General features: G+C 41.2%; 27 protein-coding genes, 1 pseudogene and 1 riboswitch. Of the genes and pseudogenes, 20 read left to right on the forward strand and 8 right to left on the reverse strand.

Going from position 1 to position 23,523, the window contains the following annotated elements:
* The first annotated feature begins 13 nt into the window (after positions 1-13).
* The 11 genes from sufD (at position 14) to MUN89_RS09030 (ending at position 12,562) form a co-directional block, all read left to right on the forward strand.
* Entirely contained in the window at positions 14-1,321 is a 1,308-nt protein-coding gene (gene sufD, locus MUN89_RS08980) for a Fe-S cluster assembly protein SufD (protein ID WP_244713012.1), read from the forward strand.
* A complete protein-coding gene (locus tag MUN89_RS08985; protein WP_244713013.1) occupies positions 1,321-2,541 on the forward strand; it encodes a cysteine desulfurase in 1,221 nt (406 codons plus the stop codon). The genes sufD and MUN89_RS08985 overlap by 1 nt, the downstream gene beginning before the upstream one ends.
* Positions 2,531-2,974 carry a Fe-S cluster assembly sulfur transfer protein SufU gene (gene sufU, locus MUN89_RS08990; RefSeq protein ID WP_244713014.1) on the forward strand — a complete coding sequence of 148 codons (444 nt, stop codon included), beginning with the start codon at positions 2,531-2,533 and terminating at the stop codon, positions 2,972-2,974. The genes MUN89_RS08985 and sufU overlap by 11 nt, the downstream gene beginning before the upstream one ends.
* Before the next feature lie 32 nt (positions 2,975-3,006).
* Positions 3,007-4,404 carry a Fe-S cluster assembly protein SufB gene (gene sufB / locus MUN89_RS08995; RefSeq protein WP_244713016.1) on the forward strand — a complete coding sequence of 466 codons (1,398 nt, stop codon included), beginning with the start codon at positions 3,007-3,009 and terminating at the stop codon, positions 4,402-4,404.
* A gap of 142 nt (positions 4,405-4,546) precedes the next feature.
* Positions 4,547-5,362 carry a sulfite exporter TauE/SafE family protein gene (locus MUN89_RS09000; protein WP_244713018.1) on the forward strand — a complete coding sequence of 272 codons (816 nt, stop codon included), beginning with the start codon at positions 4,547-4,549 and terminating at the stop codon, positions 5,360-5,362.
* Positions 5,363-5,376: 14 nt separating this feature from the next.
* Positions 5,377-6,771 (forward strand): bifunctional metallophosphatase/5'-nucleotidase, encoded by a 1,395-nt coding sequence (locus tag MUN89_RS09005; RefSeq protein ID WP_244713019.1) that lies wholly within the window; start codon positions 5,377-5,379, stop codon positions 6,769-6,771.
* 102 nt (positions 6,772-6,873) lie between these two features.
* Positions 6,874-7,968: an HD-GYP domain-containing protein gene (locus MUN89_RS09010; protein ID WP_244713021.1), complete on the forward strand. Its 1,095-nt coding sequence runs from the start codon at positions 6,874-6,876 to the stop codon at positions 7,966-7,968.
* A gap of 51 nt (positions 7,969-8,019) precedes the next feature.
* On the forward strand, positions 8,020-8,796 hold the full coding sequence (yunB, locus tag MUN89_RS09015) for a sporulation protein YunB (protein WP_244713023.1): 777 nt from the start codon (positions 8,020-8,022) through the stop codon (positions 8,794-8,796).
* A 53-nt stretch (positions 8,797-8,849) separates the two neighbouring features.
* Positions 8,850-9,030, forward strand: a riboswitch (Lysine riboswitch).
* 127 nt (positions 9,031-9,157) lie between these two features.
* Positions 9,158-10,738, forward strand: a complete 1,581-nt coding sequence (locus MUN89_RS09020) for a Na+/H+ antiporter NhaC family protein (protein WP_244713025.1) — start codon at positions 9,158-9,160, stop codon at positions 10,736-10,738.
* 193 nt (positions 10,739-10,931) lie between these two features.
* Positions 10,932-12,467: a sodium-dependent transporter gene (locus MUN89_RS09025; protein ID WP_244713027.1), complete on the forward strand. Its 1,536-nt coding sequence runs from the start codon at positions 10,932-10,934 to the stop codon at positions 12,465-12,467.
* Positions 12,467-12,562 (forward strand): MetS family NSS transporter small subunit, encoded by a 96-nt coding sequence (locus tag MUN89_RS09030; protein WP_244713028.1) that lies wholly within the window; start codon positions 12,467-12,469, stop codon positions 12,560-12,562. The genes MUN89_RS09025 and MUN89_RS09030 overlap by 1 nt, the downstream gene beginning before the upstream one ends.
* A gap of 39 nt (positions 12,563-12,601) precedes the next feature.
* On the opposite strand, the pseudogene MUN89_RS09035 reads toward MUN89_RS09030, so the two are convergent.
* Positions 12,602-13,539: pseudogene (locus MUN89_RS09035) on the reverse strand (M23 family metallopeptidase).
* Positions 13,540-13,619: 80 nt separating this feature from the next.
* A complete protein-coding gene (locus MUN89_RS09040; RefSeq protein ID WP_244713029.1) occupies positions 13,620-14,219 on the reverse strand; it encodes a YhcN/YlaJ family sporulation lipoprotein in 600 nt (199 codons plus the stop codon).
* A 133-nt stretch (positions 14,220-14,352) separates the two neighbouring features.
* Between MUN89_RS09040 and MUN89_RS09045 the strand changes: the two genes are divergently transcribed.
* The gene (locus tag MUN89_RS09045) at positions 14,353-14,628 is read left to right on the forward strand and encodes a YutD family protein (RefSeq protein ID WP_244713030.1); all 276 of its coding nucleotides are present in this window, start codon (positions 14,353-14,355) and stop codon (positions 14,626-14,628) included.
* A gap of 31 nt (positions 14,629-14,659) precedes the next feature.
* On the opposite strand, the gene MUN89_RS09050 is transcribed toward MUN89_RS09045, so the two are convergent.
* Positions 14,660-14,950, reverse strand: a complete 291-nt coding sequence (locus MUN89_RS09050; protein ID WP_244713031.1) for a cytosolic protein — start codon at positions 14,948-14,950, stop codon at positions 14,660-14,662.
* 51 nt (positions 14,951-15,001) lie between these two features.
* Positions 15,002-15,268 carry an SAV0927 family protein gene (locus MUN89_RS09055; protein ID WP_244713032.1) on the reverse strand — a complete coding sequence of 89 codons (267 nt, stop codon included), beginning with the start codon at positions 15,266-15,268 and terminating at the stop codon, positions 15,002-15,004.
* A 123-nt stretch (positions 15,269-15,391) separates the two neighbouring features.
* Here MUN89_RS09055 and MUN89_RS09060 point away from each other — a divergent pair, with 123 nt between their 5' ends.
* The gene (locus tag MUN89_RS09060; protein ID WP_244713033.1) at positions 15,392-15,832 is read left to right on the forward strand and encodes a DUF86 domain-containing protein; all 441 of its coding nucleotides are present in this window, start codon (positions 15,392-15,394) and stop codon (positions 15,830-15,832) included.
* An 81-nt stretch (positions 15,833-15,913) separates the two neighbouring features.
* Complete coding sequence (locus MUN89_RS09065) at positions 15,914-16,678, forward strand: TIGR01457 family HAD-type hydrolase (RefSeq protein ID WP_244713034.1); 765 nt, start codon at positions 15,914-15,916, stop codon at positions 16,676-16,678.
* 33 nt (positions 16,679-16,711) lie between these two features.
* Here MUN89_RS09065 and MUN89_RS09070 read toward each other — a convergent pair whose 3' ends face one another.
* Both MUN89_RS09070 and MUN89_RS09075 read right to left on the reverse strand, forming a co-directional pair.
* The gene (locus tag MUN89_RS09070) at positions 16,712-18,277 is read right to left on the reverse strand and encodes a hypothetical protein (RefSeq protein WP_244713035.1); all 1,566 of its coding nucleotides are present in this window, start codon (positions 18,275-18,277) and stop codon (positions 16,712-16,714) included.
* A gap of 107 nt (positions 18,278-18,384) precedes the next feature.
* Positions 18,385-18,900 (reverse strand): phosphatidylglycerophosphatase A family protein, encoded by a 516-nt coding sequence (locus MUN89_RS09075; RefSeq protein WP_244713036.1) that lies wholly within the window; start codon positions 18,898-18,900, stop codon positions 18,385-18,387.
* Positions 18,901-19,077: 177 nt separating this feature from the next.
* Here MUN89_RS09075 and MUN89_RS09080 point away from each other — a divergent pair, with 177 nt between their 5' ends.
* Positions 19,078-20,043 carry a 2-hydroxyacid dehydrogenase gene (locus MUN89_RS09080; RefSeq protein ID WP_244713037.1) on the forward strand — a complete coding sequence of 322 codons (966 nt, stop codon included), beginning with the start codon at positions 19,078-19,080 and terminating at the stop codon, positions 20,041-20,043.
* A 55-nt stretch (positions 20,044-20,098) separates the two neighbouring features.
* On the opposite strand, the gene MUN89_RS09085 is transcribed toward MUN89_RS09080, so the two are convergent.
* Positions 20,099-20,320 carry a NifU family protein gene (locus tag MUN89_RS09085; protein WP_244713039.1) on the reverse strand — a complete coding sequence of 74 codons (222 nt, stop codon included), beginning with the start codon at positions 20,318-20,320 and terminating at the stop codon, positions 20,099-20,101.
* A 160-nt stretch (positions 20,321-20,480) separates the two neighbouring features.
* Here MUN89_RS09085 and MUN89_RS09090 point away from each other — a divergent pair, with 160 nt between their 5' ends.
* The 5 genes from MUN89_RS09090 (at position 20,481) to MUN89_RS09110 (ending at position 22,516) form a co-directional block, all read left to right on the forward strand.
* Positions 20,481-20,825, forward strand: a complete 345-nt coding sequence (locus MUN89_RS09090; protein ID WP_244713041.1) for a YuzD family protein — start codon at positions 20,481-20,483, stop codon at positions 20,823-20,825.
* Between the two features lie 63 nt (positions 20,826-20,888).
* Entirely contained in the window at positions 20,889-21,125 is a 237-nt protein-coding gene (locus MUN89_RS09095) for a YuzB family protein (protein WP_244713043.1), read from the forward strand.
* A 154-nt stretch (positions 21,126-21,279) separates the two neighbouring features.
* Positions 21,280-21,642 carry a HesB/IscA family protein gene (locus MUN89_RS09100; protein WP_244713667.1) on the forward strand — a complete coding sequence of 121 codons (363 nt, stop codon included), beginning with the start codon at positions 21,280-21,282 and terminating at the stop codon, positions 21,640-21,642.
* Between the two features lie 110 nt (positions 21,643-21,752).
* Positions 21,753-22,013, forward strand: a complete 261-nt coding sequence (locus MUN89_RS09105; RefSeq protein ID WP_244713044.1) for a hypothetical protein — start codon at positions 21,753-21,755, stop codon at positions 22,011-22,013.
* Between the two features lie 326 nt (positions 22,014-22,339).
* Positions 22,340-22,516, forward strand: coding sequence for a hypothetical protein (locus tag MUN89_RS09110; protein WP_244713045.1), 177 nt, complete (start codon positions 22,340-22,342; stop codon positions 22,514-22,516).
* Here the strand turns inward: MUN89_RS09110 and MUN89_RS09115 are convergent.
* A complete protein-coding gene (locus MUN89_RS09115; RefSeq protein ID WP_244713046.1) occupies positions 22,496-23,482 on the reverse strand; it encodes an NAD(P)/FAD-dependent oxidoreductase in 987 nt (328 codons plus the stop codon). The genes MUN89_RS09110 and MUN89_RS09115 overlap by 21 nt on opposite strands.
* Positions 23,483-23,523: the final 41 nt, after the last annotated feature.

Below are 23,523 nucleotides of genomic sequence, written 5' to 3' on the forward strand. Positions count from 1 at the left end.
TAGGAGGGATACCATGACTGTAGAAGTCTCACTACCTTACGATAAAGATTATGTTACACAATTCTCTCAAGGATTAAATGAACCGGATTGGATGAAAAAACTTCGCCTTAATGCCTTGGAGAAGTCAGAAACGCTGCCTTTACCTAAGCCTGATAAAACCAATATCAGCAGTTGGAATTTTACAGAGTTCACGCATCAGGTGGAAGGGGAAAAGATTGATGATCTCGAAAAGCTTCCTGATGAAATCCAGGATTTTCTAGATAAAGAAAAAGAACAGAAAAACCTCGTGATACAGCGTAACCATACAGTTGCTTATGCCACTGTGGATGAGCAGTTGAAAGAGCAAGGAGTAATCTTTACTGACATGGCTACTGCTGTTAAAGAGCACACCGAACTTGTTGAGAAATATTATATGACTGACGCGGTACACGTTGACGAACATCGTTTGACAGCTCTTCACGCTGCTTTAATGAACGGAGGGATTTTCCTGTATGTTCCGAAGAATGTAGTGATTGAAGATCCTGTACAGGTGATTTTCTGGCAGGAAGACCCTCGAGCCTCACTCATAAATCACGTGTTAGTGGTGGCTGAGGAAAACAGTGCCGTAACTTATGTCGAGAACTATATTTCCCACAATAAAGAAGAAAAAACTTCCGCAAATCTGGTAACTGAAGTATTTGCCCAGGCTGGCGCTAAAGTTTCCTTCGGTGCTGTTGATAACTTTGAAGCAGGTACTACTGTTTATGCCAACCGTCGCGGAGTAGCGGAACGTGATGCTACTATTGAATGGGCGCTGGGACAGATGAACGAAGGGAACACAGTTTCTGAGAATATTACACACTTACTCGGCGATAATTCCAATGGGGATGCGAAAACTGTAGCCATTGGGCGAGGAGATCAAAAACAGAATTTCACTACAAACATCACTCACTTCGGGAAGGCATCAGACGGATATATTCTGCAGCATGGGGTTATGAAGGATAAAGCTTCAGCAATCTTTAATGGAATTGGAAAAATTGAACATGGAGCTACCAAATCTAATGCAGAGCAGGAATCACGTGTCCTTATGCTGAGTAAAGACGCCCGCGGGGATGCAAACCCGATTCTGTTAATTGATGAAGATGATGTAACAGCAGGTCATGCCGCTTCTGTAGGAAGAGTAGATCCTGTGCAGTTGTATTATCTTATGAGCCGAGGAATCTCCAGATTTGAAGCAGAGCGTCTTATCATCCATGGTTTCCTTGCACCCGTCGTTAAACAACTTCCTGTAGAAGCTGTTAAACGTCAATTAACTCAGGTCATTGAAAGGAAAGTTTATTAATGGATGTAAAAGCGGTACGTGATGCATTTCCAATATTGCATCAAGAGGTAAATGGTCATCCGCTCGTTTATCTGGATTCTTCCGCAACTTCCCAAAAGCCTGCTACTGTAATTGATAAGGTCAATGAATATTATCGCGGATATAATTCTAACGTCCACCGTGGGGTGCATACTCTGGGTACGGTGGCTACAGACGAATTTGAAGGGGCCAGGGAAAAAGTAAGAAGGTTTATTAACGCTTCGAGTATGCAGGAGATCGTGTTTACTCGTGGAACGACAACGGCTATCAATACAGTAGCTTCCAGTTACGGACGTGCAAACCTTCAAGCTGGCGATGAAATCGTAATTACTCCTATGGAACATCACAGTAATTTAATTCCATGGCAGCAGCTGGCTAAGTATTCAGGGGCTGAGTTAAAATACCTACCTTTACAACCTGATGGCACCATTAATCTTGAGGATGTAAAGGAAACCATTACGGATCAAACAAAGATTGTAGCAGTTTCTCATGTATCCAATGTTCTGGGGACGATTAACCCTATAAAAGAAATGGCTGCAATTGCCCATCAGCATAATGCTGTCATCCTTGTAGATGGTGCTCAGGGTGCCCCGCATGTTAAGGTGGATGTACAGGATTTAGATTGTGATTTTTATGCTTTCTCAGGGCATAAGATGTGTGGACCTACAGGAATTGGGGTACTTTATGGTAAGAGGGATCTTTTAAATAACATGGAGCCGGTAGAATTCGGCGGAGAAATGATTGATTTCGTTAATCTATACGATTCTACCTGGAAGGAACTGCCTTGGAAGTTCGAAGGTGGTACTCCTATCATTGCTGGAGCCATTGGCCTGGGAGCAGCTATCGATTTTCTCAATGAGATAGGTCTTGAGGAAATAGAAGAACACGAGCATAAGCTTGTAGCCCATGCAATGGAACAGCTGAAGCAAGTGGAAGGACTCACTGTTTATGGTCCTGAAGATCGAGCTGGCTTGATTACATTTAATCTTGCCGATGTGCACCCCCATGATGTTGCAACGGTATTAGATGCAGAAGGAATCGCGGTAAGAGCCGGCCACCACTGTGCTCAACCATTAATGAAATGGCTGGAAGTTTCTGCTACGGCTAGAGCAAGCTTCTATTTATATAATACAGAAGATGAAATTGATCGGTTTGTATCCGCATTACAGACAACAAAGGAGTATTTTGGTGATGTCTTTTAACAATTTAGATACTCTATATCGTCAAGTCATCATGGATCACTATAAAAACCCGAGGAACAAAGGGTCCTTTGAAGGAGATCACTTAACGGTAGATATGAACAATCCTACCTGCGGGGATCGTATTCAACTTCAGCTGCAAGTAAACGATGGAATAGTCGAAGATGCCAAGTTTGACGGCGAAGGCTGTTCGATCAGTATGTCATCAGCTTCTATGATGACACAGGCGATTAAAGGAAAATCAGTCGATGAAGCTTTGAAAATGTCTCATATCTTTTCGGAAATGATGCAGGGAAAAGAAGTAGATATTGAAGGAATCGACCTTGGGGACATGGAAGCCCTTCAAGGTGTGGCTAAGTTTCCTGCACGCATTAAATGTGCCACTTTAGCTTGGAAGGCAATGGAAAAAGGTGTCGACGAGCAAGAACAAGCTTAAGGGCTTGCAATACCAAAAGGAGGTATTTAATCATGGCTAAAAAAGCGCCAGAAGTAGGGGAATACCAATATGGTTTTCACGAAAAGGACATTTCCATCTTTCGTACCCAAAGAGGATTAACGAAAGAGGTTGTTGCACAAATCTCTAATTATAAAGAAGAGCCGCAATGGATGCTTGATTTCCGTTTGAAGTCCCTTGAGCAGTTTTATAAAATGCCTATGCCTCAATGGGGCGGAGACTTGTCTGAACTTGATTTTGACGATATCACTTATTATGTTAAACCGTCAGAGCGTTCAGAACGTTCCTGGGATGAAGTTCCGGAAGAAATTAAAAACACATTCGACCGCTTAGGTATCCCTGAAGCAGAACAGAAATATTTAGCTGGTGTTTCTGCTCAGTACGAATCTGAAGTCGTTTATCACAATATGCAGGAAGACCTTGAAAATATGGGAGTCGTGTTTAAAGATACCGATTCCGCTCTGAAAGAAAATGAAGATCTTTTCAGAGAGTACTTCGGTAAAGTTATCCCGCCATCTGATAACAAGTTTTCAGCTTTAAACTCTGCAGTCTGGTCGGGCGGCTCATTCATTTATGTACCGAAAGGACAAAAAGTGGATACTCCGCTTCAAGCATACTTCCGTATTAACTCTGAAAACATGGGACAATTTGAACGTACGTTGATCATTGTCGATGAAGGGGCATCTGTCCACTATGTAGAAGGGTGTACAGCCCCCACTTATTCATCCAGCTCTCTCCACAGTGCTGTCGTTGAAATCTTTGTAAAAGATAATGCCTACTGCCGTTATACGACAATCCAGAACTGGGCGAACAACGTGTATAACCTGGTTACTAAACGTGCAGTGGCAGATAAAAATGCTACGATGGAATGGGTGGATGGAAACCTTGGTTCCAAGCTTACAATGAAGTATCCATCTGTACTTCTTAAAGGAGAAGGAGCACGAGGCATGACGCTGTCCATTGCCCTTGCCGGCAAAGGACAGCACCAGGATGCCGGAGCTAAAATGCACCATATTGCTCCTAATACTTCTTCGACGATCGTCTCCAAATCGATTTCCAAACATGGCGGAAAAGTCACATACCGTGGTATTGTGCAATTTGGACGAAAAGCCGAAGGAGCCCGTTCCAACGTGGAATGCGATACGCTGATTATGGATAATCAATCCACTTCAGATACAATTCCGTACAACGAGATTATGAATGAAAACATTTCGCTTGAACATGAAGCAAAAGTTTCCAAAGTCTCAGAAGAACAGCTCTTCTATCTTATGAGCCGTGGAATTTCTGAAGAGGAAGCGACAGAAATGATCGTCATGGGCTTTATCGAACCATTTACGAAAGAACTTCCAATGGAATATGCGGTAGAAATGAACCGTTTGATCAAATTCGAAATGGAAGGTTCTATTGGTTAATAACTCAATAATTATTCCGCACAGATTTCTGTGCGGTTTTTTTTATGTAAAAATTACGTGACGGAACAGGTTCGGTGGATGTTTTCGTCATAGAAAACGTGATAGTATAATAATATCTTATTAAGGCAAAGGAATGCTTCCTATGTTTATATTATTGTTTGTCATTGGTTTTATTACGGCGCTAGTTGGCAGTATCGCCGGTTTAGGTGGAGGAGTTATCTTAGTTCCCTCCTTACTCTTTCTTGGAGATCACTTCTCTGCTTTTGATTGGGTCACGCCTCAATCAATCGTAGGGATATCATTGGTGGTCATGATTTTTACAGGGTTGTCTTCCACTATTTCATATATCCGCCATCAGCGCGTTGATAAAAAAATCGGCTGGCTGTTATTAATGGGGAGTGTGCCCGGGGGAATTCTTGGATCATGGCTTAATCAATTTTTTAAAACGGATTTATTTTCCTTACTATTTGGCGCAGTCATGATTTTGGTGTCTTTACTTTTCTTTCTCCCAAGGAATAATAACAGGGAGAATGAAAACTCTAAAAAGGGTATTAAAAGGGTGAAAGAGATCAATGGGGTCACTCATAACTATCATATGCCGCTTGGAACAGGCATCACCCTTGCTTTTATTGTAGGTTTGCTTTCAGGGCTGCTGGGGATCGGCGGAGGCTCGCTCATGGTACCCGCCATGATTCTGCTCTTCGGGTTTCCAGCTCATATTGCAACTGCCACTTCTATGTTTATGATATTTTTCGCGAGTATATCAAGCTCTGCCACTCACATTGTGCTTGGGCACGTAGAGTGGGTGCATACGATCTTTTTTATTCCAGGAGCTTACTTTGGAGGAACAGCAGGAGCCTGGTTGAACCGTAAATTAAATGGACAAGCTGTCGAATGGTTTTTACGAATACTGCTCATTTTAATAGGAGTAAGGCTTATATGGGAAGGGATTGGATAGGAGACTGATGGATCATGAAGGAAAAGATATTTTTTTATTATACAAGTGATTTACATAGTCATTTCGAAAATTGGCCGCAAATTATCGGTTACTTTAAGAAGCAGAAACAAAAACATGAACGCAATGGGGAATCCTATTGGATTCTTGATAATGGAGACCACGTGGATAGGTTCCATCCCATTGCAGAAGGGTTAATGGGAAAAGGAAACGTTGAATTATTAAACAAGGCGGGATACAACCTTGCCAATCTGGGGAATAATGAGGGGATTACGCTTGCTCATGAGGATTTGTTAACCCTCTATAACGAGGCTGCTTTCGATGTTGTTTGTGCGAATTTAAGTGTAATGGAAGGCGCGCAGCCCGAATGGCTCAAACCATATTCCATCATTACATCAAAGCGTGGATTGAAAATCGGTGTCATTGGTCTAACTGCACCATTTGAAACCTTTTACAAAATGCTCGGCTGGGAAATTAACAATCCTTTTGACGTGCTTGACCGCATGTTAGATGAAGTACAGCAGAAAGCAGATATTGTCGTACTTCTCTCACACTTAGGGATTAATGATGATGAGGAAATCGCCAGAAAATATTCAGGTATAGACTTGATTATTGGCGGCCATACCCATCATTTATTTCAAAACGGAGAATATACAAATAAATCGCTGTTAACGGCAGCGGGTAAACATGGAACGCACCTTGGAGAAGTCATGATCGAGTGGGATTTAGAGAAACATTCCATTGTAAAGAAAGAAGCTTATGCTGTTCCCACCGAACACATGGCTAAGGACGAAGAAACGACCAGCCAGGTGATTGAAATGAGGAATGAGGCAATCGCTTATCTTCAGGAACCCGTGGCAGCCTTGAAAGAGCCGCTTTACATTGCCTGGTTCCAGGAAACTCCTTTAATGAAACAGCTTACATTTGAAATGCAGAAATGGACAGGGGCCGATATAGCAATGCTGAATGCCGGGGTACTGCTCGATCATTTGAGCAGTGGCGCCATTACTTTTCAAGATGTCCATAGGATTTGTCCGCACCCGATGAATCCTTGTAAAGTTGAACTTTATGGGGATGAGGTCCTTGAGGTGATAAGAGTTGCCCACACGAAGAAATTAACGGAGATGCGCTTGAAGGGCTTTGGCTTTCGCGGTGAAGTTATTGGACGGATGATTTTCACAGGGGTTGAGATCAAAACTTCACAAGAGTCTAACGGAGAAGAACACGTCGATAAGGTCTTGATTAATGGAGAGCTGATTCAAACGGATCGTCTCTATACACTAGCTACCGCGGATACCTTTACTTTTGGAAGTTTATTTCCTGAGATCGCTTATTCGAAAAAGAAAAAGTATTATATGCCTGAGCTCTTAAGAGATTTATTGACTAGAGCGCTTCAGACTTTAAGCACTTAAACTTGCAAGCTGCCCGATTCGGGCAGCTTTTTTCATGTTTATCAGATCATGTTTGTTATATAATGAAGACATGATTCGACAATAAGGTTCAAGGAGTTTCCTATGAGATTAATCGAGACGAAAGCTTTACAGCCCGGCCAAGAGTTAGCAAAACCAATTTATAATGATGGTGGCCAAGCGTTATTAAAACCAGGGGTAACCATGACCCCGCTCCTTATTCAAAAGCTGATGGATTATTCAATTACATACGTTTATATTGAAGATGCAGCTACAGAGGATATCATAAGCCAGTATCCCATTACAGATGCACTGCGCAATGAAGCAGTCGCCTCTATCAAAACGGCATTTCAAGAGGTCTTCAAAAGTGACCAAATGAATCGTGGATTCGTTTTTGATAAAATTGGAAGCCAAATGATGGATGTGGTGCGTTCTATTATTCATGAACTGAGTTTACATAAAGAAGTGATTTCCCTGCTTTCGGATGTATTTGTATATGATGAATATATTTTTTCCCATTCTTTAAATGTAACCATGTATTCGCTGGCTTTAGGTATGGAACTGAATCTTCACAGAAATAAACTGGAAGAAATAGGGCTAGGTGCGATTTTACACGATGTTGGTAAAATCGAAGTTCCAAGGGATATCCTTCATAAACCTGCCAAACTGACCAAAGAAGAATTTACGGTCGTAAAAAATCATACAGATGCAGGCTTTCAAATTCTTCGTAATGCTGCGACCATTCCATTAACGGCGGCTCACTGTGCATACCAGCATCATGAACGTTTGGACGGTTCAGGATATCCAAGGGGATTAGTGGAAGAAGACATTCATTTATATGGCAAGCTGCTAGCTGTGGCTGACGTATTTGATGCGGTCACAAGCAACCGCTCCTATCGGCCAGCGATGCTGCCCCATGAAGGATTAGAAATTTTGTACGCCGGTTCGGGAAGTTTGTTTGACCAAAGGATGGTGGAAGCTTTCCGTCGTTGTATTGCGGTTTACCCCAATGGTTTGACTGTTGAATTAAATGATGGCAGAACCGGTGTAGTTGTACGGCAGAATCCTTACCTTTGTGACCGCCCCGTCGTGAGAATTTTTGAGGAGAAGAGGAATCCTGTTACGGCCAAGTATGAAATAGATTTAAGTGAGCAATTAAATCTTGTCGTTAAAAATTGTGATACAACTTTCTTAAGTTAGTGCTTAAACCTCTCTGATTGGACATATAGATAGTTCAGGAGGGGTTGTTTAATGAAAAAAAATAAAAACGCAACACGCCCTGACTCGCTTGGGAAAAAAATAGTTCTTACTTTTGTATTTTTTGTATTATTTACATCTTTCAGCCTGTGGTTTATTAATAGGGGAATCACCCCAACATTAATCGGGATTGCCGAAACAAAAACTCAGCAGCTGGCGAGGGATGCAATCAATGAGGCTGTTAATAAACAGATTGCAGAAGATCTGCAATTTAATGATTTAGTGAAGATGGAGAAAGATGATAATGGAAATATCGTCTACATGGGGTGGAATTCCGTCGTTGTCAACAGAGTATTGAGAAATACAACATACCGTGTTCAAAATTTCCTGAAACGTATGGAATTAAATGAATTGCCTTTAGAGGACACGAGCTTGGAGCCTGACATTGATCCTGATCAGACTCAAGAGGATTTAGGCGAGCAGCCGGCAACCCTGATTGAAATTCCAATTGGTCAGGCTTCTAATAATTCCCTGTTAGCCAACCTCGGTCCAAAAGTTCCTGTACAATTGCGAGTCATCGGGGATGTTCAGTCGAACTTTAAAAGTGAAATGACCGAATATGGAATCAACGCTGCTCTCTTTAAACTTGCTATTCACATCGAAGTAAATGTTCGAATCGTCATTCCTTTCTCATCAGAAACAACTACAGTTGCTTCAGATATACCGATTGATACGAGCACAATTATGGGAAAAGTGCCAAACTTTTATAATGGCATGGGAGCAAATGGTGAATCTACCCCGTTTTCGTATCCAATGGACCCCTTGCAATAACTACTGTGAACTGATAAAATGTCAAAGAACTAAATATGCGTGACCTTATCAGACGATGAGGTAGAGGAGCGAGTCTCATAAGTATCCAACCGGAGCCTGACACGGCATGGATGGTTGGAAAAAGGGAGGCTTGCCGAAGCACAGCTTGATGTCCTCAACTGTGCTGGTGTACACCTGAATAAGGCGTGCACTGTCATGCATGCTATTAAGGGTGCATGGGGAGCTACAGATCGAATGGATGATAATCAAAATTGCTGCAGGCAATGATAGGTTATTTTCTATCATTGCTTTTTTATTCCCTCATTTATTCCACAGTAGCCTTCCGATCCATCACATCATTGCAAAATGGAGGAGAACCACTATGGAAGGAACGATTTATTCACTTATACCTGCTGTATTAATGCTGCTTCTTGTTGTCCTGACAAGGAGAGTAATCTTGTCTCTTGGAGCAGGAATTGTAGTTGGAGCTCTAATGCTTGCCAGCTTTAACATTCCGGCTACCTTGCAAAATATCTGGACTAAATTCTATACCATTTTTTATAGTGAAGGAGCTTTAAACACAGGGAATATTTATTTACTGAGTTTTCTGCTGTTACTCGGGATCACAACTGCTTTCATGTCAGCTTCTGGCGGCAGCCGCGCATTTGGGAGGTGGGCCGTTCAGCACATTAAGACAAGAAAGGGAGCCAAACTGGTTCCTGTCATCCTCGGAATTATTATTTTTATCGATGATTATTTTAATGCTTTAGCTGTCGGTCAAGTGGCAAGGCCGCTTACAGACCGTCACAAAGTGTCTCGAGCAAAGCTTGCGTACTATATCGACTCTACCTCAGCTCCTGTAACCGTTATTTCTCCAATATCAAGCTGGGGTGCTTATATCATCGGTACAATTGGCAGCATACTAGCTGCAAATGAAATCACTGAATATCATGCACTGGAAGCATTTATCAGGATGATTCCTGCAAACTTTTATGTGTTTGCTGCTTTGCTATTAGTATTTTTAACTGTGTTTTTACGATTGGATTTCGGACCGATGAAAACCCATGAAACGAGAGCTTTGGAAACAGGCGACTTGATTGACAAAAGAAAAGGAAAAGTACCTGGAGATCTGAACGATGAATTTACAGAGCATGATAACGGCCGGATGATCCACCTTATTCTTCCTATTGTATTTCTTGTGACAGGAACCATTGCAGCAATGATAATTACTGGAATTAGAAACACAACCGGCGGGGTTGATATACTCGCTGTATTTGCAAACACAAACGTTAACATTTCCTTATTTATCGGGGGTGCGATTTCTGTTTTAAGCGCAGCTTTCATGTATATTGCTCAACCTAAGCCTAAATCATCTATAAGTCAGGTCAGCTGGGAAGGAATTAAAGCGATGCTCCCGGCACTCTACATTCTTATATTTGCCTGGATGATCGGTGATATCATCGGTGGTTTAGGAACAGGCGAGTATTTAGCAGATCAGTTTAATCAAGCTTCAATAAACCCGTCCTATCTGCCTTTCCTTATATTTATAGTTTCTGGATTCATGGCTCTTGCCACAGGAACCTCCTGGGGTACTTTCGGCATTATGCTGCCGATCGCAGGAGAGATTGCAGCTGTTACCGATGCGAATTTAGTACTTCCTGCCCTATCCGCTGTATTAGCAGGTTCGGTATTTGGAGACCATTGTTCTCCAATCTCTGATACCACCATTCTCTCGTCGACAGGAGCAGGGGCAAATCATATTGATCATGTAATGACCCAGCTTCCATATGCAGGCCTTGCTGCAGGGGCTGCCGCTATTGGGTATCTCCTTTTAGGATTGACGGGAGGGGTGTGGCTGCCCTTATTGCTGACTTTGATCATCGTAATAGTTGCAGGTATATTGATCCATTCCTTATCTCCTGTAAAAGAAAACAAAAAACCGTATATTCAGCCTAAAGGATAAAAGCACACGAGGCTTTTATCCTTTTTTTACTACTTGTGTAAAATTCTTAATATTTCAATATTTTTTTGACAAGCCCGTAGGGGATGGGTATAATTAAGCATGAATAATCAGAAAAAAATAAAAATTTGAAACATTTCCTTTACGATTTCATTAAATTGTAAAGGAGTTTCATTAATAAAGGGAGGTCTTTCACATGGAAAATCGTGCACAATGGGGAACACGGGTTGGTTTCCTGCTGGCTGCAATGGGGTCAGCGATCGGTTTAGGTAACATTTGGCGCTTTCCGGCTACAGCCTATGAAAGCGGTGGAGGAGCATTCATCATACCTTATTTATTTGCTCTGCTTACGGCTGGTATTCCAATCTTAATTTTGGAATATACCATTGGCCATAAATACAGAGGTTCTGCTCCTAAATCCTTCGGCAGGCTTCGAAAGGGTTTTGAATGGATGGGGTGGTGGCAGGTGGCCATAGCATTTGTCATATCCACCTATTACGCAGTGATTATTGCCTGGGCAATTATGTATGCATTTTACTCTCTTAATTTATCTTGGGGCGATGATCCAACCAGCTTTTTCGTCGGTGACTTCCTGAATCTTGTAGATCCAGGACAATTTGGCGGAATGGTACCAAAAGTACTGCTGCCTTTACTGGCGGTCTGGGTCATTACACTTGGATTCCTTGGACGAGGAATTAAAAAAGGGATTGAGGTTGCTAATAAAATTTTCATCCCGGCATTATTAGTTCTTTTCCTTATTATTGTCATCCGTGCGGTGACTCTTGAAGGAGCGGGTGAAGGATTGTCTGCCTTCTTTACTCCTCAGTGGAGCAAGATCGCAGATCCGCAAGTCTGGGTAGCAGCTTATGGACAGATTTTCTTCAGTTTATCCATTGCTTTTGCGATTATGATCACCTACTCTTCCTATCTGCCTAAGAAGTCTGATATTACCAATAATGCATTTATCACAGGTTTTGCTAACTCATCTTTTGAAATTTTAGCAGGAATCGGTGTATTTGCAGCCATCGGATTTATGGCAAATTCTTATGGAACAAGTGTGAGTGATCTGGCGGCTGAAAAAGGGGTCGGGGGAATTGGACTCGCATTTATGGTCTTCCCTGAGATTATCAGCCAGATTCCTGGGATCCCAGGGTTGTTTGGCGTCCTCTTCTTTGTCTCTCTAGTACTAGCCGGTCTTTCTTCATTAATTTCGATTACGGAGACTTATGTGGCAGCTGTTTCAGAGAAGTTTAATATTTCCAGAACAAAATCCGTCATCTTCGGTGGTGGATTTTCCGCGATTATTTCATTAGCTTATGCTACAAAAGGCGGTCTTAGCTTACTTGATACGGTAGACCACTTTATTAATAACTACGGTATTGCTTTATCCGGATTGTTTGAAGTGGTTGCTCTAGCCTGGTTTGCCCGCGGATTGAAAAGTTATCAATCGCATGCTAATGAAGTATCCGATATCCGCCTTGGCGGATGGTGGAGGATTTGTCTTGGTGTGATCACTCCTATCGTTTTAGGATATATGATGCTTCAAAACCTCCGTGCAGAAGTGACCGAAGCTTATGCAGGATATCCAATCGACTTTTTGTTTAACTTTGGCTGGATCGTAGCCATCGGAGCTATTTTTGTCGGGGCATTACTTTCCATTAAAAAATGGCCGAACGACGAATTAAAATACCAGCAGGAAATGGATGATGACACGAAGGAGGTTGCTCGATAATGGCTGTTTTCATGTTCATTATTACGATCGGCATCATTTGGGGCGGCCTGGCTGCAAGTATTATTCATGCTGTCCGGAAAGCTAAAGCCAATTAATAAAACAGCGGCAGGGAAATCATCTCTGCCGCTGTTTTTTTATTTTCTTGCCATTCGTTCCCATTTTCTTAAATATGGATAAGGATCAAAAGACCACTCATTTTTCCCATTATCCTGGTACATACCGTAATGAAGATGAGGTGGAAATTTACCAGAGGTGCCTGGTGGCCCGTAGCCAGACGCACCAACTGATCCAATCACGTCCCCAGGCTGGACAACATCACCAATTTCTACGCCTTCTTTAAATCCATTAAGGTGGGCATAATAGTGATAGATATTGTAAATATCACGGATCCCGATTCTCCATCCGCCATATTTGTTCCATCCCTTCATCTCAATAACTCCATAAGTTGTTGATTTTACCGGCACACCGTAATTGGCAAAAATATCCGTACCTTCATGAATTCTCCTGCCTCCGAATCCACGTGCATCCCCCAAGTACTGCGATAGCTGTAGTTAGCTTGGATAGGTACTGGAAAGTCCCGCTTAGTAAGGGAAACGGTTTGAAATTTTTCAAATACTTTTGCAGTATTCATGACCGTTTGCACCGTTAAGTCCCGCTTGTAGTAATTCCATAAGGCGATTTTAATATCGTCTCTCGTAGTCCCGTATGACTTTATATAAGAGGCCATTGACCAAAGTACATCTTCATCATTATTCAATTGGATTTTCCCATCCCCGTTGCCATCAGATCCCCAGCCTTCAGGAAATACATCGGCAGGCATTTCTCCTGCACTTCCTGTCCAAAATAAGGGATCCGGTTCGATAGCGGTAATGCGGTTTTTTCCCATCGAGGAGTGGATTTGGCGTTCGTATTGATCAACGGCAGCTAAATACTCCCAAGGGATTTCTGTTAAAGCAGACGTTTTTTTGTAGAGTGCGAGCCTTGCTGCACTCTCTTCATCTGCGTAGACAGGGGAGTTAGGAAATAAAAATAATAAACAACTAAGAGTTAAAAACAATCCTAAACATTTCATCCTATTCACCTACAGGTCGTTTAATACTGTTAGCATGTGGAAAATAACTGTAGTTATGATTGGAAAAGACAGGGAGCTTGTCAGCGTCCCATCTCTTCTTTCATATTTTCAGCCGCGTTATTTGGCGTCGTTTTTCCCTGTGGAGCTTTCTTCATTTTGTTTACAACACTGTCAATGACACTGTTGTAATTTTTATCATAAACAGTAGAGGTACTCAGGCTTTGGATATCTCCAAATGCTGACGGCTGATCGGAAACATATACGTGATAAAAACTCGGTACGAGAGAGTATGCTGTTTTTTGCACCATATCAGCTGCCCGGTTTCTGTCTTCACCTTCCGGCGGTCTGTACGCAACCAGTACTTTATTATCTGTTACTAAGGTTGCCACGTCTTCAAAGCCATCATACGTTAAGATCATACGTGTCACCATGTCTGCAACTTGTTCTTTGTTCACTTTAATTTTGCGCTGCTGTTCCTTTTTTTGATCCAGCTGTGTGCTTTTAAATCGGACATACCCTACTTGGCCATCCACTAATTTGTCATTGTAGCTATCCATAGGGTTGCCATTAAGTGCATCATCCTTGTCGTGTTTATTATCAGCATTTTTGACTTCATCTGCACATCCTGCAGGAATAAGCAGGGCTGCAGCAAGAAGAAAAGGTAATGGTTTGAATTTCATAGACATCCTCCTAGAGAAATTTGTTCATATAGTTAGGTTGGACGGATTTTTTGGATTAATACAAAAAACACCCATAGGGAATTACGTGTGTATAAAGAAATATGGTACACTTAGAAATAGGTAAGAGGTGATAATGATGGAATTACACGGGAAGACGTACGAAATAATCGAGGACCATCGTGATGGTTACCAATTTGAGGAATTAGAAGGAAGGTTTAGTGATATTCTCAGCAAATATGATTTTATCGTAGGCGACTGGGGATATGGACAGCTTCGTCTTAAAGGATTTTATGACGATCAAAATTCTAAAGCTACCTTCGATACGAAAATCAGCACGCTTGAGGATTATCTTTATGAATATTGTAATTTTGGCTGCGCTTATTTTGTGTTAAAGCGAATAGATCATTAAAACCGGCGTGATGGACACGCCGGTTTTATTATTAATGTTTTTCCTCGGAAGGTTTTAAATCACGGTTCGGTTCATCATGCGGTGGGTGTGCCCCGTCTTCTTGACGAGGAAGGTCCTGGTGCAAAGCTTTGTATTCGTAGTTAAAGGCACTGTAATAACGCTGCTTTTCATTCCAGGGAGCACTTTTTTTATTGGAAACCGCTTTATATTTATTTCTGGGCGAACCGTACGCCCCTTCAGGAAGTTGTTCGGGTACAAGATAGTTCCTTTGAGCTTCTACATTCGCAAAATCTGAATAAAACTCCTTGTCTTTATCACCCATATAAAAACCCCTCCTTGGAATTAGTTTTTCCAAAGAGGGGATGCTTATTCTTTAAAGCAAATCCTGAAGATACCGCCTTAGTTCCTCAGCTTCCATTTGACTTAATTGGAAGACATGTTCTAAGTAGCCGGTTTCATTAATGTTGTGCTGATCAAGTAAACCATGGTGATACCCTTGAAGGTCAATGACCATGATTTGGTCTTGAAAGAATTCTGCTTGCAGTAAAGCCAGTTCAAATCGATGATTTCCTGCTGTAAATACGACAAAACGAGTACTTGTATCCTGGGTTAAGTCTTCGAGAAGCTCGCGGTCCCGCATTTATGATCACCTCTTCTATATATAGTTTATCATACCATTAACAACTACAGATCGCCTTCTTCTTTCAAAGGCAAGATGTATGTTATGATAAATGGGGAAATGAGCATTACTGGAGGAGTTATCATGTATTTTGTAGACCGGCAGAAAATTGAAGAAATTCTCAACCATATGGAAAAAATAATGGAACAATTTGAAGAGCTTTCCTTTCAAAATTATGCTGATTATTTAGTGCTGGAGCGGATTAGTCACATCACGGCTGAAACGATTATCGACGTTGGAAATATGATGATCGATGGATTTATTATGCGCGATCCTGGCAGTTATCATGATATCATTGATATTCTTCTTGATGAAAAAGTTCTTCCTTATGACCAAGAGGACAGCTATAAGCAATTTATTCAATTAAGGAAAGAAGTAGTGCAAGGCTACTTGGCTGTCAATCATCAGTCGTTAATTGATGTATGGAAAAAGCACCGGACCACTGTCTGGCAGTTCCCAGAAAAAATCAAGACATATTTAAACGACGAACTTGGTCCTGTGTCGGCTTTTTCGAATAAGGAATAGGGAAATAATAAGTGATGTCATTCATGAATAAAGCCGTGTAGAACACGGGCTTTTTTTATGGGATAAAGGAGTTATGGAAAGATGAAGAATTATCAGGCTTATTTTATTGACCTTGATGGAACCATGTATAGAGGTACAGAGAGAGTGGAAGGTGCAGCAGAATTTGTTCAATACCTTAGGAAACATCAGCTCCCACTTCTTTTTTTGACCAATAATTCATCGCGTAAACAAGAACAAGTAGCTGCTAAATTAATGGATATGGGGATTGAAGCTTATCCAGAAGACGTGTTTACGACAAGCATGGCGACTGCTTCCTACATAGCCCGCCATCATGCCAACGCCAAAGTCTTTGCTGTTGGAGAAGAAGGACTGGTTCAGGCCTTACAGGATCAAGGCTTAGAATTAGTCGATGCAGGGGCTGACTACGTTGTCATTGGTATTGACAGAGAAATCTCTTATGAAAAGCTGTCAAAAGCATGCTTAAACGTCAGGGAGGGTGCAGCGCTTTTAAGTACCAATGGAGATGTGGCGATTCCCACCGAAAGAGGCATGCTGCCTGGAAATGGGGCATTTACTTCTGTCGTGTCTGTAAGTACAGGAGTGGAAGCTGTATTTATTGGTAAGCCTCATGCGGAAATCATGGAGCAAGCTTTAGCTAAAATGAACCTTTCAAAGGACGAAGTGTTAATGATCGGGGACAATTATGATACAGATATTTTGGCGGGTATTAACGCAGAAATGGATACATTGATGGTGGAAACAGGTGTCCATCGCTTTGAGGAAATAAGTGCCTACCCGAAGCAGCCCACGTATAAAGTAAAGACCTTACAGGAATGGTTAAGTTAAAGAACCCGCTCTTTACGAGCGGGTTCTTTAATATTACAAGAGATAGGGTCCGAAAAATACCATAACAAACATTAAATGGATCCCTACAAAATAAGCAATCCGAATCGACATGGACCAGTCTCTCATCTTGACGCCGAACATTAAAATTCCGTAAGTCAGAAGTCCAAATCCCAGCAGATAGATGAACGAGCTGCCAGTAAAACTTAAGTAATCCGGGGCACGATCCAACACGCCATTTGTAAATAAACGGTTTTTGAAAACGAGAGAGGCTGCCAGATAGATAAAGGCTCCAGTATAAAAAATCCACGGACGGTCATTATCGAAGCCACGATTGTTTGAAAACATCATGATGATAATGAAAAGCAGCGGCCATATAAACCATAGACCCGCGATAATTAGTGTGAAAAGGCTGTAGGAAAGCATACCTGCAGTCTTACCTAAAGCCGAGACTAAATTCCTGGTATGGACGGCAGCGGCTTTATCAATCATGTCCTGGTGTCCGGAAGAGAGAAAAAGGGATTTTTGATCTCCTTTCTTATCAAGCCAGATGACATCTTCTTCATTTACCCATTGTGGTTTTTCGGAAAGGTTTGGAGTGTTACTAAGCCTGGTGACTTTTGCTATGTTTTGTGCTTCTATGCTCGCCTGATAAATATTAAACTGTCTTGGTTCATTGTATCGGGTTGCAGTAGCACCAAATGCTTTGAAAAGTAACTCTGGATGATTATTTTCTATTCTCATTTGTATGTCGCCGAGCTCCTTTAAAGCTCCATCCCCATGGGGATCTTGAAAAGTTAATGGCTTTAACTCGGGCGGGCTGCTGGAAAAGGAGCTTTCTGCAAAGAAATACGTTTCAGTTGGAGAACCGGACATGCTTTGCTTTTGCAGAGCTTTTACTAATAAATCATACGTATCGTCATGTACTGCAAATTGTATATCTTTGGCAACTAGAGAATCCTCCAGTTGAAAATGGGAAGTTCCCATCTTTTCAGGACCTTTATTACTCAGCTTGTAAAAGGTTAAAACATGGCTGTTATCAACAAGATTATTTAATAACAGGTAAGTGTTTTCTTCTCCTTGAAAAGAATATATATCCGTGTTTTCATGTTCTAAATCCAGGAGCTTCTCTGAGGCAGAGGTTTTAGGGTTTAAAGTGAACAACTCGTTTTCCTTTTGGTAAATAATTTGATTTCTTAGTGGATGAAACCCGTCGGTTTCTGTTATTTTCTTATTCGTTCTCCCATCAAATATCGAGTAATAATTGGAGTAGATAAGATTATTGTCATGTAAATATATGCTGGTGAATTTGTCTACTGGAATATCGTATGTATGTTCATCAACCTTATTAAACTCATCATTATATATTTTTTCCACGGCGCCTTCATGCGTGAGAAGTGAAATGGAGGTTTTTCCGTCTTCCATTGAATTAACGGAAGGAAGGGAACTATAGGGAGTAGTTCCAAGACCAATTTCCCTGCTCCAGTCCTTTTCTGGGGGTTCAGTGACTTCCTTATAGTTTCTTATGAACAATAAGGAGATCCCAATTAATACGATTAGAAGTGGAGCCAGCCACACCCACTTCTTCCTAAAAAAATCCATAATCATCCATCCTTTCCCAATCTGGTTCATTTACTACTATATCCTACATACGTACTAAATTTCTACAGGTTTCAGAAAATTAAAAATCCGCGCTGGTTTAGCGCGGATTAAACGTCTTCCTCATCTTCTTCTCCAACAGCACTATGGGCAAGCCTGCTTGAAGCTGCTGCGGCAATGGCTCCTACTATATCATCTAAAAAAGTATGGCATTCACCGGTCGATTTATCATTTAATTTTTTTAGAATTCCAGGTTTTTGTTTATCAATATATCCATAATTCGTAAATCCAATGGAACCATAAACATTTACAATAGAAAAAGCGATGATCTCGTCTACTCCATAGAGCCCTTCATCAGCTGCAATGGTTGCTTGCAGAGGTTCCTCTAATTGCTTCTGTTCCGCTAATTTATCTAATTGAATTCCTGTGAGAATTGCATTTTGTACCTCTCGTTTCTTTAACACTTGATTGACGTTAAAACGACAATCTTCCAACGTTAAGTTCTCATGATAGTTGGATTGGAGGTAATGTACGAGTTCTGCCATGTCATCTACGGTGACACCCCGGTCTGTAAGCCATTCTCTTGCCGTTTTTTCAAGTGAGGACATTTTCCTGTTTTTTTCCATAGTTCCAAGCCTCCCTAAAGTACTAACCATCCTATAATCTACCCTACTCATAAAATTACAAACGAAGTGGGTTCTTTCTATTATATCAATAATTTAAGGATGTGGAATCAAGTCAGAGGTTTATAATAAGAAATGGGAAGGTAAACTGAAACTATTCTAAAAGTGGAGGAGATACATATGGACAAACCACACATCTTTATAACTAGAAAGCTGCCGGATGAAATTATTGATCCTTATCGCCAATATTTCCAAATTGAGATGTGGCCGGAGGAGGAAGAGCCGGTGGATAAGGCAACGCTTCAATCTAAAGCGTCAAAAGCTGATGCAGTGCTGACTATGTTGACAGAAAAGCTGGATGCCTCTCTTTTTGCTAACGCAGGAAAGCTGAAGGTTGTCGCTAACTTAGCTGTAGGATACGACAACATCGATTTGGACGCTGCGAGAGAGCATCAGGTTACAGTTACGAATACTCCTGATGTGTTAACAGATACTACAGCGGATTTAACGTTTGGGTTGTTAATGGCAACGGCAAGAAGAATTGTAGAAGGGGAACAATACATTAAAAATGGAAACTGGAATCATTGGTCACCTCTTCTTATGGCGGGAAGAGACATTCACCACAAAACGATTGGGATTGTTGGAATGGGAAGAATTGGAGAAACGGTAGCCAAAAGAACGATGGGTTTTGACATGAACATTCTTTATCACAACCGCTCACGTAAGCCGGAAGCTGAGGAAAAATTTGGCGCAACTTACACTTCATTTGAACATCTGCTTGAAGCTTCAGATTATGTCGTTTGCCTGGCTCCTTTAACGAAGGAAACGCAGAAAATGTTTGGAAAACAAGCTTTTGAGAAAATGAAGTCTGACGCGATTTTCATCAATGCATCAAGAGGTGGGCTTGTCGACGAACAAGCCTTATACGACGCGCTTGAGGACGGTCAAATAAAAGCTGCAGGGCTGGATGTATTTGAAAATGAACCGATTTCAGCCGAACACCCCTTGCTGAAGCTTCCACAAGTCGTCTGTCTGCCTCATATTGGTTCCGCAAGCCGGGAAACGAGAGTAAAAATGATGGAGCTCGCATTAGACAATATCAAAGAAGTGCTGGAAGGAAATGAGCCGATTACTCCAGTATCATAAAAGTAAAAAATCCACCATCGCTGTCTGCGATGGTGGAGTATAAGTCATTCATCATTTAAAATACTTGCTCAACTTCATAAATACCAGGCACTTCTTGAGATAAAGCGCGTTCGATGCCTGCTTTTAGAGTGATGGTTGAACTTGGGCAGTTCCCGCACGCACCCATTAAGCGCAGGCGTACGATGCCATCTTCAACGTCTACGAGTTCAACATCCCCGCCATCACGAAGTAAAAATGGGCGAAGTTTATTAAGTACCTCCTGAACTTGTTCATGCATGTTCAATCTTCCCCTTTCTTATAACATCATTATAAACGGTAATCGACAAAAAATCTATTCCTGTCTCTTTACATTTAATTTATTGAGAACCATTTTCATTTTATCTTTTTTTTATTCTTTTGTAAAATAAGAACAGTGAATTTGAACACTGAAAAAGGAGTTGGAAGAGACTTTGAAGGATATTCGATTAACTGTGTATGGGGCAGATATAAAATGCCCCAGCTGTGTGAACGCTCCTGGTTCCAGGGAAACCTTTGAGTGGCTGCAGGCTGCAATTACAAGAAAGTATGGTGCTGAAGGAGTCTGTTATCAGTATATAGACTTTGAAAAGGATCCGTATGATGAAGAGCACCTTCAATATATTCAGCAGATCGAGAATGAGGAACGTTTCTATCCCTTAATTGTTATCGAAGACGAGGTAGCTGGTGAAGGGAATCCAAGATTGAAACGTATTTACCAAATGTTAGAAAATCATGGGTTGGAGGACCTGGCAAGTAGAGAATAAAATTGTAGGATGTGTTAAACTTACTGGTGGGGATTCATCCAGGTTCATTAAGGAGGAAAGAGGATGAATCCAATGATTGAATTTTGTATAAATAATTTAGCAAGCGGATCCCAGGCAGCAAAAGAGGAACTTGAGAAGGATCCGGATCTTGATGTTATAGAGTACGGTTGTTTAAGTAATTGTGGTATTTGTTCTTACGGACTCTTTGCCTTAGTTGAAGGTGAACGAGTTATGGCTGATACTCCGGAAGAACTAGTTGACAACATTTATGACCACTTGGAGAAGAATCCCCAATTTTAAAGGTGTAAAGCTAAGGATTTTTTCTTTTTAGAGAAAAAGTCCTTTTATTTTGACCCGCTTTTTTGACCATCTTCCATTGTATTGGAATCCAATATTTGATAATCAAGCAAGCGCTTAGTATACTAACAGTAACAAAAGAAAGGAGAGGCTCATGATGATTCTGAATATTACAGAAGCGGCTAGTCACCAAATTAAGGAAATGTTGAAGGAAGAGGACAAAGAGAATGTCCGGCTTCGCTTCGGAGTAAAAGGTGGAGGTTGCAGTGGATTGTCTTATGCGATGGGCTTCGAAGATGAGATTAATGAAGAGTTAGATGTTATCGAAGAATCAAGCGGTATTCCCGTTGTCATTCATAAACAAGATGTACCAATCATTGAAGGTACAACGATTGATTTTAAGCAGAACATGATGGGCGGAGGATTTACGATCGATAATCCTAACGCTATCGTTTCCTGCGGCTGCGGATCTTCTTTTAAAACGGCTACCAACGCTGGTACACCGGATCCGAATTGTTAATATTTCATTCCTCCTCTTTTACATAAAACGTAAAAGAGGTTTTTTAATTTAGATCCCGGAAATAAACCGTCCTGCCCTGACATATGGTAAATAGAGGGGAGGACGACCTGATGAAAAATTTTTTTATTCAAAGTTTATCGGCGGATGAAAGCAGAATTAGTGCTATTATTATCGGTTTTTTTATCACGCTTTTATTTGCTATGTATCAGTATGTTTCCACCGGTTCTATTGACGAGAACGCAAAAAATTTATTGACAACATTTGTGTATGTGATCGGTGGTGTCCATGTTTCCCAGCACGTCAAAGATTATGTATTAACTAGAAACCAGGCAGGAGCTTTCAAATCGAAAAGTTCTGAAATAGACAAATAATACATTTCTAAAACGAAAGCTTTAAATAAGCGACCAAGCTTTTGGAGGTTACTGAAGAGCTGCTTGAGATTATTCTAAAAAAAGAAGCCGCATTGGACATTAAAATCGTCTAATGCGGCTTCTTTTATACTATTGATGAGAGGTTTCGGCTCTTGAGCATTAGTATTCGTTTGATAGTGACGGTCTAACATCGCATCCCTCACTTTTCATTGTTCAATATTAAAAAGAGTCATTTTCTCTACTAAATCAAAGAAAATGACTCTTTTTAGACTGGTCTCTGTTGATTCCGCGAAGAATGGAACGGGGGTAACGCCTGCTGGAACAGTGTGAGCCGAAGAGCCACTTTGTCAAGTGATCTTCTTGACCAGGAGTCCCTGACCGCGGCAAGCATCCACCGGCAAACGATTCGTGAGGATCAACGACAGACTTTAACAGCATTTTTAATTAGAAAGAATTTGTTAGTATTCAGGCTTGCATTTTTATTAGGAAAACATGCTGGTTGAGTGCTTAGGCTGAACTCTGGCGGTAGGGTCCATATAAGCTTTGGCGTTATTTACCGCAGTTGGGCCTTCCCCAAACCCAGAGGCAATCAGCTTCACTTTGCCTGGGTACGTACAAATGTCTCCAGCTGCATAAATTCCTTTGATGTTGGTTTCCATTTTCGAATTTACTACAATGCTGTTCTTTTCAATTTCCAGTTCCCAATCTTTAATTGGACCTAGAGAGGAAATGAAGCCATAGTTAACAATCACATCATCCACATCAATGGTTTGGATATGGTCGCCTTTTACTTCGTGAAGTTCAACTTGGCGGATCGCTTCTTGTCCAATCATTTTTTCAGGTGTATAAGGAGTCAGAACATTTATATTTGAGTTTTTCAGCTGTTCTACACTATGCTCATGGGCACGGAATTTATCACGGCGATGAGCAATCGTGACCTGATTAGCTATAGGCTCAAGCATAAGAGCCCAGTCTACGGCAGAATCCCCACCGCCGCAAATCATCACGTTTTTTCCGGCAAATTTGTTCATATCATCGACAAAATAATGGAGGTTTGCATCCTCAAATTTCTCTGTGTCCTCCATTTTCAATTTTCGTGGCTGGAAGGCACCATTTCCTGCAGTGATAATGATCGTTCTTGTATAATGAACCTCTTTATCTGTAGTGAGCTTAAATGAATCATCCTCCAGACGCTCAATGGTTTCTACGGATTGTTCCAGGGCAACCGTTGGATCGAAAGCCATGGCCTGTTCTTCCAAATTATCAACTAATTCCTGAGCTCGGACTCTTGGAAAACCAGCTACGTCAAATATATATTTTTCTGGGTAAAGAGCGGATAATTGCCCTCCCAGGTGTGGTAGACTTTCGATAATCTTCACGCTAGCCTGCCTCATGCCGCCATAAAAAGCAGTGAAAAGACCGACAGGACCCCCACCGATAACAGTGATATCATAAACTTTATCGCTCAAAAATCTCACCTCTATTTCTAAAATCAATTACATTTGTTTAT

The sequence above is a fragment of the Halobacillus salinarum genome (assembly GCF_022919095.1).
In the GTDB taxonomy this organism is placed as follows: domain Bacteria; phylum Bacillota; class Bacilli; order Bacillales; family Halobacillaceae; genus Halobacillus_B; species Halobacillus_B salinarum.